The following is a 14,123-nucleotide window of genomic DNA, read 5'->3' on the forward strand; positions in this document are numbered from 1 at the left end:
CTGATCCACCAGGCCAACCTCGCCCGCGAGCGCGGCCACGACACCATCGACCCCGACACCCGCGAGCCGCTGATCACCCGGTTCCGCAACGGGGTGCTGGTCGGGCTGTCCGAGACCACCTCCCGCGGCAACCGACCCGGCGAAAACAAGGCCCGCACGCTGCTGGAAGTCCTGCGCGACCGCCAGGCCGACGTCCTGCGCTTCGCCCACGACCTCAAGGTGCCGCCCACCTCCAACCAGGCCGAACGCGATCTACGGCCCAGCAAGGTCCAGCAGAACGTGTCCGGACGGCTGACCAGCGAGAAACGCACCAAAGACCGCTACACCATCCGCGGCTACGTCTCCAGTGCGGCCAAAAACGGCCTGAACGCCATCACCGTCCTACGCGACGCGCTCACCGGCCACCCCTGGATGCCGGCACTACCCGCGCCCACCTGACCACGGACACCGAGCCGAGCGCACCGGAGGCCGAACGGCCGACCGGCGATCACGCCATGCCACCACACCGCTGAATGTTTACTGCTCGATGCGCTGGTCTCCCACACTTAAATCGCCGTCGGCAGACAATTCGGCCGCACGTGCCGCGTGCGCAGCGGCACGCAAATGTGGCCGACCTGCAACGCTGCGGCGGTGCTGGACCTCCATCCCTGCACCGCGGGTGGGTGGAGGTACGCGGCGGAAGCAGCGTCACCGGCGGCGTGCGCCGCATGCTTCGCGGCTTCGGTGGTCGCCTCTTTGGCGGCTCTGTGTGCATCCAAGGACGTGACACGCTGCAACTTCGTTCGGTTGGCACCGCCGACGAAAGTCCACGCCGCTTCGACAGCTGCACGTGGCCTCCGGTCGTCAGGGTGATGCTGCCGCCAGGTTCGTTCCCCATGCCCCCACCCTCTCAGACTGGACGCATGGAGGTTGCCGAGGCGTCGGAACTCGCCCGACCATCTTTGAGTTGCCGAACCGGCGATGGCTCGAATCGAGTGGTGACGACAGGTAGGGACGTGCCGTTGAAGTCGTGGTTCAGTAGGCGAGATCGGAGGAGGTTTCGGATTGACTCCGCCGACCACACCGAGCCATAGGTTCAAGACGGAACGGGATGCCATCTGCACCTCGAGGCGTCGGTATTCTTCGATTATCGTTTGCGCCCACCGCAACGACGACGCTTTCGCCGTCTGAGGACAACGCGCCGCACGTCTCCGCACCAGTCGTCGCTGGTCCCAGCCTGGCCAATACGGCCAGCTACACGACCAGCACGATTTTGGTTCCGATGGTCCAGGTTCGAATCCTGGCGGCGGAGCAGCAGGTCGGCCGGGATGGCGCCCACGTTCCTCAGCCGGGTTCGTCCACCATGTGGGGTGCGACTCCGAACTCCAGCACCGTCCGCCCGTCAGCAACTGGGCCCGAGCCGTGGAGCATGAGGCCGCAGTCGGCGGCTAGCTTGGCCAGCTCGTCGACCGTCCGTTCTCGGCCGCCGAAGCACATCAGCATGAACAGGTCCATCGCGGTGTCGGCCCCCTGCCCCCGCACCGGCTCGATCACCACCACGGTGCCGTCCGATGCGGCGGCCCGACGACACCCAGTGAGAATCTTTCTGGCGTGGTCGTCGTCCCAGTCGTGCAGGATGTCGGACAGAAGATAGGCGTCGGCCCCCACGGGCAGAGGGTTGAAGAAGCTGCCGGAGACGGCGCCGGCCCGATCATCGAGTCCGGCTGCCGCGAACCTGTCGGTAGCAGCGGTAGTCGTCGGGGACAGGTCCAGGACCCGTCCGCGAAGATCGGGATGGGCGCGCAGGATCGCTGCGAGCACGGTCCCATCACCCCCGCCGACGTCGAGTATCTCGGAGAAGCGGCTCCAGTCGAAGCGTTCAGCGATCTCCGTCGCTTGCACCCGGAACCGCCAATTCATCTGGGCGTCGAACGAGCGCCGCAACTCCGGTCTGGCGTCGAGGTCCGCCCAGAAATCGCGCCCGTACCGCTGCCCGTAGCCGGGAGTACCTGTGGTGATGGTGCGGCACAGTGCACACATCGCTGCGGTCCGGACCGCGCGCTCACCGGCCCGCAGCGCGATCCCCACGAGCCCGCTTTCGTGGGGGAGGAGCAGGACGCCGCGCTCCGGCGCCTTCGGGTCGCGCCAGCCCAGGACGTCGTCGAGGGCGTCGAGATCGAGTTCCCGCACCCATGCCGGCAGGGTCGTCCGGGCCACCTCACCCTTCGTCGAGTTCGCCATGGCCCGGCGGATGCGAACGTCGGTGGTGGTCATCTTGCTCATCGTCCTGTCCGTCGGAGGGTGGCGGGCCGTGACCCTAGGCAGCCCGGCGACCGCCTGCACCCGGTTTCGCGGGGGACCGACGCGCAGGGCTGACGCGCAGGGCCGGCTCGGTGGGACGACAGTGCCGACGGGCGTCGCGCGAACCGTCCGCACGGCGAAATGCCGCGCAGCGCGGGCACTCCTCCGCGATCATCTCCGGGTGGGCCGTCCCGTCGTCGCCGAGGATCCGACCGGCCCCGTCCCCGTCCCCGACGCCGTCCGGGGACTCGCCGGCGGCTCTCGGATCACGCCGGTGTGGCGCAACGAGCTCGGCGGGCTCACGTTCCGCCTCGACGGCGGGCACGACGGCACGCGGTACGTCAAGTGGGTCGCCGCGGGCACCCCGGAGATCGACCTGCCGGGCGAGGCGGAGCGGCTGGACTGGGCACAGCAGTGGGTCCCGTCCCGCCCGTCCTCGAACACGGCCTGGACGGCGACGGCGCCTGGCTGGTCACCGCGGCGGTGCCCGGCCGCTCGGCCGTGGACGCGCGGTGGCTCGCCGACCCGGTGACCGCGGCCGCCGCTATCGGCCGCGGGCTGCGACTGCTCCACGACGCACTGCCCGTCGAGGGCTGCCCCTTCGACTGGAGCGTCGAGCGCCGGCTCGTCCGCGCCGACGAGCGCATCGCCGATGGCGAAGGACCGGCCGACCGGTTCCCCGAACACCGGCACCTCGGGCTCGCGGAGGCCCGGGCGCGGATCGGCGACCCGCCGCCGATCGACCGGCTCGTCGTCTGCCACGGCGACGCGTGCGTCCCGAACACGCTCCTGCACGACGACGGCACGTTCGCCGCGCACGTCGACCTGGGGACGCTCGGGGTGGCCGACCGGTGGGCCGACCTCGCCGTCGCGGCGTGGAGCTCCGAGTGGGACTACGGCCCGGGGTACGACCAGGTGGTGTACGACGGCTACGGCGTCGCCCCCGACCGGGAGCGCATCGCCTACTACCGGCTGCTGTACGACATGGCGTGAGGACGGCCGGCGAGTGCGGCGCGCGCTACCCCGGCGCTACGAGTTTCGCCGGAACATGCCCCGAACACGCCACCGGGGTGGTCCCGCTCTTGCGGAACCACCCCGGTGGTCGGTCGTCAGCGACCGTTCGGTCGCGGCGGCGGCTCGGGCGGCCGCCCGTTGCCGGTGCACCTCATGCCCACTCCTCGAGTCTCCTCTGCGATCGCGCGGGGCCCGCCGCTCAGTCGAGGGCGGCGTCCAGGGTGATCGTGGTGCCAGCCAGCGCCTTGCTGACCGGGCAACCGTCCTTCGCCGCCTGCGCGGCCTTCTGGAACCCGTCCGCGTCGAGTCCCTCGACCTCACCGCGCACGGTCAGCTTGATGTCCGAGATCGCGAACCCGCCGTCCGGGTCCGGGCCCAGCGTGACGTCGGCCGTCACGTCGAGCGACTGCGGCGTGCCACCGGCCTGAGCGATGAACGCCGACAGCTGCATCGCGTAGCAGGACGAGTGCGCCGCCGCGATGTGCTCCTCCGGGCTGGTCGTACCGCCCGCCTCGTCGGCAGCGCGCTTCGGGAAGCTCACGTCGTAGGTGCCGACGCCGCTGCTGGTCAGCTCGACCTGGCCGGAGCCCTGCTCGAGAGTGCCGTTCCAGGCCGTGCGTGAGGTACGAGTGGGCATGACGCCTCCAGACGAATCGCGGTCGTTCCTCCCTGACAACCCGTCCGACGCCGCGACCGATCGAATCCGCGCGAATCTTGAGATGACCGGCGGTCGGTTCACGGTGAGCGGTCGTCAGCGCTGATGCTCGCTCCGCAACCTCCGCTCAGCGCACCTGGACGGGGTCGTCGACCGCGAGGAAGTCGAAGAACGCGATCGCGTCCGCGCGGGCGAGCCGGACACAGCCCGCCGACGGCGTGTCCAGCCTGCCCTCGTGGAACGCGATCCCGCCCTGCGCGAAGAACACCGAGAAGGGCATGGGGGCGTTGTCGAACTCCGCGCTTCGGTGGTTCACGTTCTTCCACTCGACGCGGAAGTCCCCCCGCGGCGTCTCGTTGCCCGGCCCGCCCGAGCTGATCGGCACCGGACCCCGCGCGATCTTGCCGTTGTCGACGAGCCATGCCGTGCCGGCGGCCAGGTCCACACACGCCCTCGCGACCGCCGTGCACGGGGTGCCCTCTACCATGGCCGGGCCCTGCGCATGCGCGGTGCCGACCGACGCCATGGCGCCGATGCCCGCGATCCCCGCTGCCAGCGCCATGCGCACCCGCGGGCGCGCCGTCCTGCTGTGCTTGCCCATCGACATCCTTCGAGCTGTATCCGAACGGACACGCTGGGTGTCCGGCCCGACAACGACGGGCACCCGTGTGGGGTTACGGCGCCGTCGGTGCACTCCCCCCGCACCCCGTACGATTTCCCCGTCCCGACGCCGGGACCGGCCCGGCCTCGTCGACGGTGGGCCGTGCCGACCGCGAGCAGAAGAACCGAGGAGTGGGGCTCCATGCTCGACCGTCACGGGCCCGGACGCGCCGCAGGTGCGGCGTCCGACCGCCCGGCCGCCGCCATCGTCCTCGCGGCGGGTGAAGGCACCCGGATGCGCTCGGCGGTGCCGAAGGTGCTGCACCCCATCGGCGGGCGCAGCCTCCTGGGCCACGCCGTCCACGCCGCCGCGGCGCTGGAGCCGGAGCACCTCGTCGTGGTCGTCGGACACGGTCGGGACCAGGTGCGCGACGCCGTCGCCACGATCGGTGACGAGCTCGCCCGGCCGGTGCTCACCGCCGTGCAGGAGCAGCGCCTGGGCACGGGCCACGCCGTGCAGTGCGCGCTGGAGGCCCTGCCCGCGGATCTCGACGGGCCCGTGCTGGTCAGCTACGGCGACGTCCCGCTGCTCGAGCCCGACACCCTCTCCGCGCTGCTCGCCGAGCACGTCGAGACGCGGGCCGCGCTCACGCTGCTCACCACCGAGCTGGCCGACGCCACCGGCTATGGCCGGGTGCTGCGCGAGTCCGACGGCACCGTGACGCGCATCGTCGAGGAGGCCGACGCCACCCCCGAGCAGCGGGCGCTGCACGAGGTGAACTCGGGGGTCTACGCGTTCGACGGCGCGTTCCTGCGCGCGGCGATCGGCAGGCTGCGCGCCGAGAACAGCCAGCACGAGCTCTACCTCACCGATCTGGTCAAGATCGCCCACGACGACGGCGCCGAGGCGCGGGCCGTGCGCTGCGCGGACGACTGGCAGGTGCGCGGCGTCAACGACCGCGTCCAGCTCGCCGCCACCCGCGCCGAGCTCAACCGGCGGCTGCTGCACCGCTGGATGCTCGCCGGCGTTACCGTCGTCGACCCGGCCACGACGTGGGTGGACGTCCAGGTCCACCTCGAGCCCGACGTCGTGCTGCACCCCAACACGCAACTGCACGGCGCCACGGCGGTGGCGGGCGGCGCCGGGATCGGCCCCGACACCACCCTCACCGCGTGCGAGATCGGCGCGGGCGCCACGGTCGTGCGCACCCACGGCAGCGAGGCGACGATCGCCGCCGGCGCCTCCGTGGGGCCCTTCGCCTTCCTCCGCCCGGGCACCCGGCTCGGCGAGCGCGGCAAGATCGGCACCTTCGTCGAGGTGAAGAACTCCGAGATCGGCGCGGGCACCAAGGTGCCGCATCTCACCTACGTGGGCGACGCCACGATCGGCGAGCACAGCAACATCGGGGCGTCCTCGGTGTTCGTCAACTACGACGGGGTGTCCAAGCACCGCACCGTCGTCGGTTCCCACGTCAGGACCGGTTCGGACAACACGTTCGTCGCCCCGGTGCAGGTCGGCGACGGCGCCTACACGGGCGCGGGCGCGGTGATCAGGGACGACGTTCCGCCGGGGGCGCTGGCCGTGTCGGCCGGGTCACAGCGCAACATCGAGGGGTGGGTCGAGAAGAAGCGGCCCGGTACCCCGGCCGCCGAGGCCGCCGCACGGGCGACGGCCGCACCCGACGGTCCCGGGGCGAACAACGGTCATGGAGGCTGAAGCACGGTGAGCGCGATATCGGCGACCCCCAAGAAGAACCTGATGCTCTTCTCGGGGCGGGCGCATCCGGAGCTGGCCGAGCAGGTGGCCAAGCACCTCGACGTGACCATCACTCCCCAGTCGGCGTACTCGTTCGCGAACGGGGAGATCTTCGTCCGGTTCGAGGAGTCGGTGCGCGGCTGCGACGCGTTCGTGCTGCAGTCGCACTCCGCGCCGATCAACGACCAGATCATGGAGCAGCTGATCATGGTCGACGCGCTCAAGCGCGCGTCGGCCAAACGGATCACGGTCGTCATGCCGTTCTGGGGCTACGCCCGCCAGGACAAGAAGCACCGCGGCCGCGAGCCGATCTCGGCGCGGCTCGTCGCGGACATGTTCAAGGTCGCGGGCGCCGACCGGATCATGACTGTCGACCTGCACACCGCCCAGATCCAGGGCTTCTTCGACGGCCCCGTCGACCACCTGTTCGCACTCCCCGTGCTGGCCGAGCACATCAAGCGCACCTACGCGGACGAGCCGCTCGCCGTGGTCTCCCCCGACTCGGGACGCGTCCGGCTCGCCGAGCGGTGGGCGGAGACGCTCGGCGGCACACCCCTGGCGTTCATCCACAAGACCCGCGACCCGCACAGGCCGAACGAGGCCGTGGCCAACCGCGTCGTCGGTGAGGTCGACGGCAGGCTGTGCGTCGTCATCGACGACATGATCGACACCGGCGGCACGGTGGCCAAGACCGCCGAGGTGCTGCTCAAGGAGGGCGCCAAGGACGTGGTCGTCGCCGCCACCCACGGCGTCCTGTCCGGGCCGGCGAGCGACCGGCTCGCGAACTGCGGGGCCCGCGAGGTGATCTTCACCGACACCCTCCCGATCCCCGACGAGAAGCGGTTCCCGACCATGTCGGTGCTCTCCATCGCCCCGCTGCTCGCCAGGGCCATCCACGAGGTCTTCGACGACGGCTCGGTGACGAGCCTGTTCGACGGCAACGCCTGAGCGCGGAGGCGGGCGACTCGCCCGGCCGGAACGGGCGACTCGCCCGGCTGGAACGGGCGACTCGCGTGGCTGGAACGGGCGACTCGCGGGACACCTCCGCGAGTCGCCCGTTTTCCGCGGGTGAGTCGCCCGTTTTCCGCGGGTGAGTCGCCCGTTCTCGACAGGCGAGTCGCCCGGAATCGACCGGCGAGTCGCCCCCGCCGGCGGACCTCGGACCCGGCCGGCGGCCGTGTCAGAGCCGTCGAGTATCGTCGATGACAGTTCCGCGGCGAGGGCGGGTGCACTCTAGCCCGCCGTGATCGACGCAGTCCCGGCCCTGCCGGTCGGCTGCCTCGCCGCGCGCGTTCTTCCACCGCAGCATCCGATCGAGGAGACCACCGTGGCCGAGGCCCGTATCGACGCCGAGACCCGCACGGAGTTCGGCAAGGGCGCCGCCCGCCGCACCCGTCGCGCTGGCAAGATCCCCGCCGTGCTCTACGGGCACGGCACCGACCCGCAGCACCTGTCGCTCCCGTCGCTGGAGTTCGCCCGGGTCGTCCGGGAGCAGGGCCGCAACGCCGTGCTCACCCTGAACATCGACGGCAAGCCGCAGCTGGCGCTGACCAAGACAGTCGTCACGCACCCGATCCGGCCGTACATCGAGCACGTCGACCTGCTGGTGATCTCGCGCGGCGAGAAGGTGGCGGTCGAGGTCGCCCTGCACATCGTCGGCGACGCGGCACCCGGCACCCTGGTCACCCAGGAGATCAACACGCTCGAGGTCGAGGCCGACGTGTCGAGCATCCCCGAGTTCATCGAGGTGTCGGTCGAGGGCGCCGAGGTCGGCACCCAGATCCACGCCTCGGACGTGCAGCTGCCGGCCGGTGCCGAGCTCCGCACCGACCCCGGGGCGCTCGTCGTCAACGTGGTCGCGTCGCCCACCGAGGCCCAGATGGAGGCCGAGGTCGACGCCGAGGCCGCCGGTGTGGTCGAGGACGCGCCGCAGACCCCCGAGTCCACCGAGGAGTGACGACGGTGCCGGGCCCAGCGCTGGTGATCGGACTCGGGAATCCGGGTTCCGGCTACGCCGAGACCCGGCACAACGTCGGGTTCCAGGTCGTCGAGCTGCTCGCGGAGCGCGCGGGCGGCGGACGGTTCTCCAAGCACCGTTCGAACGCCGACGTGTTCGAGGGCCGGATCGCCGGGCGCCGGGTGGTGCTCGGCAAGCCGCGCACGTACATGAACGTGTCCGGCGGGCCGGTCGCGGGCCTGGCCAAGTACTTCTCGGTGCCGACCGAGGACCTGATCGTCGTGCACGACGACCTGGACCTCGGCTTCGGCGTGATCCGGCTCAAGCGCGGCGGCGGGGAGGGCGGCCACAACGGGCTGCGCTCGATCAGCTCCTCGATCGGCACCCGCGGGTACCTGCGCGTGCGGTTCGGCATCGGCCGGCCGCCGGGCCGCCAGGACCCCGCCGACTTCGTGCTGAAGCGGTTCTCGGGCGCGGAGAAGAAGGAGCTCGACTTCGCCGTCGACCTGGCGGCGGACGCCGTCGAGGCGTTGCTGCAGGACGGCCTGGAGCCGGCGCAGAACAAGTTCCACGCGCTCTCCGGCTGACACTGCGCCCCGGCCCGGTGCCAGCAAGGTGGCAATGCTGTCACCCAGTGGCAGTATCGCCACCTTGCTGTCAACTCGGGGCGGGGCCGGGGCGGGGCCCCTCAGACTCGCGCTCTCAGCAGGTCGCCCGTCGCGGCGCGGCGGAGCTTTCCCGACGGGGTCTTCGGCAGGCTGCCCGGGCCGAGCACCACGACCTCGGCCGGGCGCACGCCCACCGCCGACACAACCCGTCCGGTGACGTCCTTGCGGATCAGCTGCTCGGCCTCGGGGTCGCCCGCCTTCCGTGACTCGACGGCCACCGCGAACGACTCCCGGTGCCGGCCGCCCTCGGTGCCCGCGAGCATCCGGACGGCGACCGCGTTGCCCGCGCGCACGTCGTCGGCGGCGGCCGCCGCGCGCTCGATGTCGGTCGGGTAGATGTTGCGGCCGCCCATGATGATCACGTCCTTGCGCCGCCCGCAGACGACGACGGCGCCGTCGGCGAGGTAGCCCTCGTCGCCGGTGTCGAGCCACCCGTCGGCGTCCTGCGTGGCGACCGGGCCGTCGACCGTGAGGTAGCCGGGGGTCACCGACTCCCCGCGCAGCTGCAGCACCCCGACCTCCCGCTCCCCGAGCACGCTGCCGTCGTCGCCGACCACGCGGGCCTCGATGCCGCGCAGCGGGGCGCCGAGCTTCGGGAAGCGGCGCGTCGCCCCGTCCGCCGCCGGGACGGCCCTGCGGTGCGACTCGAGCTGGTCGGCGTCGATGCGGTCGACCTGCAGGCCGGTGTCGATCGGCGCGAACGACACCCCGAGCGCCGTCTCCGCCATCCCGTACGCCGCGAGCACCGACTCCGGACGCAGCCCGAAGCGGGCACCGGCCGCGGTGAACGCCTCCACGGCCTCCGGGTCGATCGGCTCGGCGCCGTTGAGGGCGAGCCGCAGCGAGGACAGGTCGAGCGTGCCCTCCTCCGCCCTGGCCAGCTGACGGCCGAGAACGGCGTAGGCGAAGTTCGGCGCCGCGGTGACGGTGCCCCGGTACTTCGAGATCAGCTCGGCCCACAGCAGCGGGCGGGTGAGGAAGTCGACCGGGGTGACCGTCACCAGGTCCAGGCCGGTGGCCATCGGGACCGTCATGAACCCGACCATCCCCATGTCGTGGAACAGCGGGAGCCACGACACCATCACGTCCCGCTCGACGTCCAGCGCGGACGCCTCGACCATCCCCGAGATGTTCGCGTAGAGGTTGCGGTGGGTGATCCGCACGGCCTTGGGCTCGGCCGTCGAGCCGCTGGTGAGCTGCAGGAGGGCGGTGTCGTCCTCGTCGGCGACTCCCGCGTCCGGCTCGATGCCGTCGCCGCCGTCGTCGAGCGCGTCGATCGTGCGGAACGCGATGCCGCGTTCGGTGAGCACCGGGGCGAGCGCGTCGAACGGCGGGCCGAGCAGCACGAGCCGGGCGTCGATCATCCGCAGGACGGTGACGGTGTCCTCGGCCCATGCCGCGAGGTCGGTGCGCGGGGTGGGCTGGTGCAGCATCGTGACGCTGCCGCCCGTGAGCCACACCGCCTGCGCCGCAGGCGCGATCGACGCGGGCTCGCCCGCCAGCACCGCGACGGCCGCGCCGCGCTCCACCGCGGGGACGTCGGCGCTGGCTGCCCGCAGTGCGGCGGCCATGCGGCGCGCGATCGCGTGCACCTCCGGCCAGGTGCGGCGGACGGGCGCCTTCGGCTCGCCGGTGGTCATGGCGCGGGCGGAACGGGCGGCGGAGTCCAGCAGCATCGCCAGGAACCGGGACATGGTCGGAGCCTACGGTCTCCCGGCCGCGCCGACCCGTCGGCGGGAACCGGTCATCGCGCCGCGAACCGGGCGTCGTTCCGTGCCGGCCGGCGGGCATCGGCGCGACGGTTAGCATCGGGGCGTGTCCGACCAGCGTGAGGCCGTGCCGGCCAGCCCGATCACCGCCGCCGTCGACCGCGTCCTGCCCGGCGCCCGCGCCGACCTGGAGCGGCTCGTCCGCATCCCGAGCGTCTGGGCCGACCCGGCCAGGGCCGAGGACACCCACCGCAGCGCCGAGGCGGTCGCCGAGCTGGCCAGGGACGCCGGCGCCGCCGACGTCACGATCATCTCGGCCGACGGCGGCGCACCCGCGGTCGTCGCGCGCTGGCCCGCACCCGACGGCGCCCCCACCGTGCTGCTGTACGCCCACCACGACGTGCAGCCCACCGGCGGCGACGAGTTCTGGACGAGCCCGCCGTTCGAGCCCACCGAGCGCGACGGACGCCTCTACGGACGCGGGGCCGCCGACGACAAGGCCGGCGTGATGACGCACCTCGCCGTGCTCCGCACCTACGACGGCCGTCCGCCCGTCGGCGTCACCCTGTTCATCGAGGGCGAGGAGGAGTCCGGCTCGCCGACGCTCCCGGCGCTGCTGCGCGAGCACCACACCCTGCTCAGCTGCGACGTGATCGTGATCGCCGACGCGTCCAACCCGGCCGTCGACGTCCCCGCGCTCACCACGTCGCTGCGCGGGCTCGTGGACCTCACCGTCGAGGTGGCGATGCTGGAGCGCCCGGTGCACTCGGGCGTGTACGGCGGCCCCGTGGGCGATGCCCTCACCGCCCTGTGCCGCGCGCTCGCCACCCTGCACGACGACAACGGCGACGTCGCCGTCCCCGGCCTGGTGCACGGCAGCTCGGACGCCCCCGAGATCGACGAGGCCACCTTCCGCTCCGACGTCGGCCTGCTCGACGGCGTCGACCTGATCGGCAGCGGCACCATTCCCGAGCGCTCGTGGGCGAAGCCCGCGGTCGCCGTGCTGGGCATCGACGCGCCTCGCGTGGACGAGGCGTCGAACGTGCTGCTCCCGCGCGCCCGCGCGATGGTGAGCCTGCGCCTGGCCCCCGGTGACGACGCCACGAAGGCCCGCGAGGCGCTGGCCGAGCACCTGAAGGCGAACGTCCCGTGGGGTGCGCAGGTGGCGGTCGGCTCCCGGTTCGGGATGGCCGAGCCGTTCACCCTCGACACCACCGGCGACGTCTACGACGCGGCGCGGCGGTCGTTCTCCGAGGCCTACGGCAACGCCGCGGTCGAGACGGGCATCGGCGGGTCGATCCCGTTCATCGCCGAGTTCGCCCGCACGTTCCCCGGCGCCACCGTCCTGGTCACCGGCGTGGGCGACCCGGCCAGCCGCTGGCACGGCATCGACGAGAGCCTGCACCTGGGCATGTTCCGGAGCGCGGTGCTGGCCGAGGCGCTGCTGCTGGACGAGCTCGCACCGTGAGGGCGCGCTGACGCTCGTCGCCATTCGCCCCGACGGCCGGCCCGGGGTGCGTTGCCATATACGCACGGGTCGTTGCGGGGGCGCCCGGCGGTGCCGTACGCAGTCTCCTCGTGCCGACGGGAGGACATTCGGTCTCCGCGGCACTCCCCACAGGCGACCAGGAGTGAACGATGCGCATTGCCCTCGCGCAGGTGGACTGCGCCCTCGGTGACCCCGAGGCGAACCTCGGCCGTGCCACGGGCCACGTGCAGGCGGCCGCCGACCAGCAGGCGGACCTGGTGGTCTTCCCGGAGCTGGCGCTGCACGGGTACGCGCTGGGGCAGGTGGGTGAGGACCGCTCGATCCCGGCGAACGACGTCCGGCTGCTCAAGCTGTCGGAGTCGGGCACCGACGTGGTGATGGGCTTCCACGAGGACGGCGGGTCCCGCACCTACAACGCGGCGGCGTACCTGTCCGCCGGAAGCGTTCTGCACCTGCACCGCAAGCTGTACCTGCCGACCTACCTGATGTGGGAGGAGCGCAAGCACGTCAGCCCCGGGCAGGCGCTACGTGCCTACGACACCCGCTTCGGGCGGCTGGCCACGCTCGTCTGCAACGACGCCTGGCAGCCGGTGGTGCCGTGGCTGGCCACCCAGGACGGCGCCGAACTGCTGCTGGTGGTGGCCAACAGTGCCACGGCCGCCGACCCCGGGCGGACCGAACCGCAGTCGCTCGACACCGTGCACTACTGGGAACAGCTCCTGAGCTACACCGCGCGCATGCAGCAGTGCTGGGTGGTGTTCGTCAACCGCGTCGGCACGGAGGCCGGGGTGCGGTTCTGGGGCGGCTCCCGCGTGCTCGACCCCACGGGGGACGTGGTCGCAGAGGCCCCCATGTGGGAGGAGTCGCTCACGGTCGTCGATGTCGACGTGCGACAGGCCCGCCGCCGGCAGCGCGCTGTGCCTCTCGTCGGCGAGGCCCGGCTCGGGATGATCGGCCGGGAGATCGAGCGGTTGATCCAGCAGGGCGGGGACGCCTGAGCGTTCCGGTGCTGCATGTGCAACTCGTGTTGTCGCCCCCGGCCGGGCGCCTCCACGCTGACGGGATGTTCGACGTCCACGTGCACGCGGCACCCGACATCTGGGAGCGCGCCGCCGACGACCGCGAGATCGTCCGCTGGTACCGGGAGGCCGGCTTCACCGGCTGCGTACTGAAGGGGCACTACGACGCCACCGCGGGCCGCGCGGTCGCCGCAGGCCGCGACGCCGGTCTGCAGGTTTTCGGCGGCCAGGTGCTCAACCAGCACGCGGGCGGGATCAACCCGTCCGCGGTGGCGGCCGCGCTGGCCATGGGGGCCCGCATGATCTGGATGCCGACCGCCGATGCGCACACCCAGCAGGCCGCGGGCCTGCCCCGCCTGTGCTGCGTGGACGGCGGTGTGTCCGACACGACCTACGCGATCCCGCCGGTGGATCCGGGCACCGAGGAGGCCGTCCGGCGGATCGTCGCGATGATCGCCGAGGCGGACGCGGTGCTGGCCACCGGGCATCTGAGCACCGCGGAGGTGGCCTGGCTGCTCCCCGTGGCCCGCAGCGCGGGCGTGCACCGGCTGCTCATGACGCACCCGAGCTACACCGTTCCGGACATGTCGGAGGACGACGCCGCCGAGCTCGCCTCGGTCCACGGCGCCCTCGCCGAGGTGACGGCCTATCAGCTCCTGCACCAGCCCGGCTGCGACGCCGCACGGCTCGCCGCGTTCGTGCGCCGGGTCGGCTACCGGAACGTGGTGCTCTCCTCCGACGCAGGTCAACCCGACAGCCCGCCGCCCCCACAGGCACTGACCCAGCTCGTCGACGCGCTGGCCGGCGAGGGGCTGGACCGGCAGGCCCTGCTGGCCTGCGCGTCCGAGATTCCCGAGCGGCTGGTCGTGCCGTGAGCGAGCTGGCGAGCGAACCATCGAAGCAGAGCGAGCTGGCGAGCGAACCATCGAAGCAGAGCGAGCTGGCGAGCGAACCATCGAAGCAGAGCGAGCTGGCG

At 72.3% G+C, this 14,123-nt stretch carries 15 protein-coding genes; 10 read left to right on the plus strand and 5 right to left on the minus strand.

Annotated features, from left to right (window positions below; translation table 11 throughout):
- Positions 1 to 438, plus strand: a 438-nt coding sequence (locus tag KME75_RS16915) for an IS66 family transposase (protein WP_219415797.1), incomplete at its 5' end; no start/stop codon positions are given.
- 107 nt (positions 439 to 545) lie between these two features.
- Here the strand turns inward: KME75_RS16915 and KME75_RS46795 are convergent.
- On the minus strand, positions 546 to 1,097 hold the full coding sequence (locus KME75_RS46795; RefSeq protein WP_372452611.1) for a putative immunity protein: 552 nt from the start codon (positions 1,095 to 1,097) through the stop codon (positions 546 to 548).
- 226 nt (positions 1,098 to 1,323) lie between these two features.
- Positions 1,324 to 2,253, minus strand: coding sequence for a methyltransferase (locus KME75_RS16920; RefSeq protein WP_246632246.1), 930 nt, complete (start codon positions 2,251 to 2,253; stop codon positions 1,324 to 1,326).
- A gap of 208 nt (positions 2,254 to 2,461) precedes the next feature.
- On the opposite strand from KME75_RS16920, the gene KME75_RS45945 reads away from it, so the two are divergent.
- Positions 2,462 to 2,812, plus strand: a complete 351-nt coding sequence (locus tag KME75_RS45945) for a protein kinase family protein (protein ID WP_308282839.1) — start codon at positions 2,462 to 2,464, stop codon at positions 2,810 to 2,812.
- Entirely contained in the window at positions 2,695 to 3,273 is a 579-nt protein-coding gene (locus KME75_RS16925; protein WP_308282840.1) for a phosphotransferase, read from the plus strand. The genes KME75_RS45945 and KME75_RS16925 overlap by 118 nt, the downstream gene beginning before the upstream one ends.
- A 220-nt stretch (positions 3,274 to 3,493) precedes the next feature.
- Here KME75_RS16925 and KME75_RS16930 read toward each other — a convergent pair whose 3' ends face one another.
- Positions 3,494 to 3,931, minus strand: a complete 438-nt coding sequence (locus KME75_RS16930) for an OsmC family protein (protein ID WP_219415798.1) — start codon at positions 3,929 to 3,931, stop codon at positions 3,494 to 3,496.
- Between the two features lie 145 nt (positions 3,932 to 4,076).
- A complete protein-coding gene (locus tag KME75_RS16935) occupies positions 4,077 to 4,550 on the minus strand; it encodes a L,D-transpeptidase (protein WP_219415799.1) in 474 nt (157 codons plus the stop codon).
- A 201-nt stretch (positions 4,551 to 4,751) separates the two neighbouring features.
- Between KME75_RS16935 and glmU the strand changes: the two genes are divergently transcribed.
- The 4 genes from glmU to pth all read left to right on the plus strand — a co-directional run bounded on the left by glmU (position 4,752) and on the right by pth (position 8,849).
- Positions 4,752 to 6,266, plus strand: coding sequence for a bifunctional UDP-N-acetylglucosamine diphosphorylase/glucosamine-1-phosphate N-acetyltransferase GlmU (gene glmU / locus KME75_RS16940; RefSeq protein ID WP_219415800.1), 1,515 nt, complete (start codon positions 4,752 to 4,754; stop codon positions 6,264 to 6,266).
- A gap of 6 nt (positions 6,267 to 6,272) precedes the next feature.
- On the plus strand, positions 6,273 to 7,253 hold the full coding sequence (locus KME75_RS16945) for a ribose-phosphate diphosphokinase (RefSeq protein ID WP_219415801.1): 981 nt from the start codon (positions 6,273 to 6,275) through the stop codon (positions 7,251 to 7,253).
- A gap of 379 nt (positions 7,254 to 7,632) precedes the next feature.
- Positions 7,633 to 8,262, plus strand: a complete 630-nt coding sequence (locus KME75_RS16950; RefSeq protein WP_219415824.1) for a 50S ribosomal protein L25/general stress protein Ctc — start codon at positions 7,633 to 7,635, stop codon at positions 8,260 to 8,262.
- A 5-nt stretch (positions 8,263 to 8,267) separates the two neighbouring features.
- Complete coding sequence (gene pth, locus KME75_RS16955; RefSeq protein ID WP_219415802.1) at positions 8,268 to 8,849, plus strand: aminoacyl-tRNA hydrolase; 582 nt, start codon at positions 8,268 to 8,270, stop codon at positions 8,847 to 8,849.
- Positions 8,850 to 8,950: 101 nt separating this feature from the next.
- Here pth and KME75_RS16960 read toward each other — a convergent pair whose 3' ends face one another.
- On the minus strand, positions 8,951 to 10,624 hold the full coding sequence (locus KME75_RS16960; protein ID WP_219415803.1) for a fatty acyl-AMP ligase: 1,674 nt from the start codon (positions 10,622 to 10,624) through the stop codon (positions 8,951 to 8,953).
- A gap of 121 nt (positions 10,625 to 10,745) precedes the next feature.
- On the opposite strand from KME75_RS16960, the gene KME75_RS16965 reads away from it, so the two are divergent.
- The 3 genes from KME75_RS16965 to KME75_RS16975 all read left to right on the plus strand — a co-directional run bounded on the left by KME75_RS16965 (position 10,746) and on the right by KME75_RS16975 (position 14,022).
- Positions 10,746 to 12,107 carry a dipeptidase gene (locus KME75_RS16965; protein ID WP_219415804.1) on the plus strand — a complete coding sequence of 454 codons (1,362 nt, stop codon included), beginning with the start codon at positions 10,746 to 10,748 and terminating at the stop codon, positions 12,105 to 12,107.
- A gap of 170 nt (positions 12,108 to 12,277) precedes the next feature.
- Positions 12,278 to 13,126: a nitrilase-related carbon-nitrogen hydrolase gene (locus KME75_RS16970; RefSeq protein WP_219415805.1), complete on the plus strand. Its 849-nt coding sequence runs from the start codon at positions 12,278 to 12,280 to the stop codon at positions 13,124 to 13,126.
- Between the two features lie 65 nt (positions 13,127 to 13,191).
- On the plus strand, positions 13,192 to 14,022 hold the full coding sequence (locus KME75_RS16975; RefSeq protein ID WP_219415806.1) for a DUF6282 family protein: 831 nt from the start codon (positions 13,192 to 13,194) through the stop codon (positions 14,020 to 14,022).
- Positions 14,023 to 14,123: the final 101 nt, after the last annotated feature.

The sequence above is a fragment of the Pseudonocardia nigra genome, assembly GCF_019396355.1.
Classification (GTDB): domain Bacteria; phylum Actinomycetota; class Actinomycetes; order Mycobacteriales; family Pseudonocardiaceae; genus Pseudonocardia; species Pseudonocardia nigra.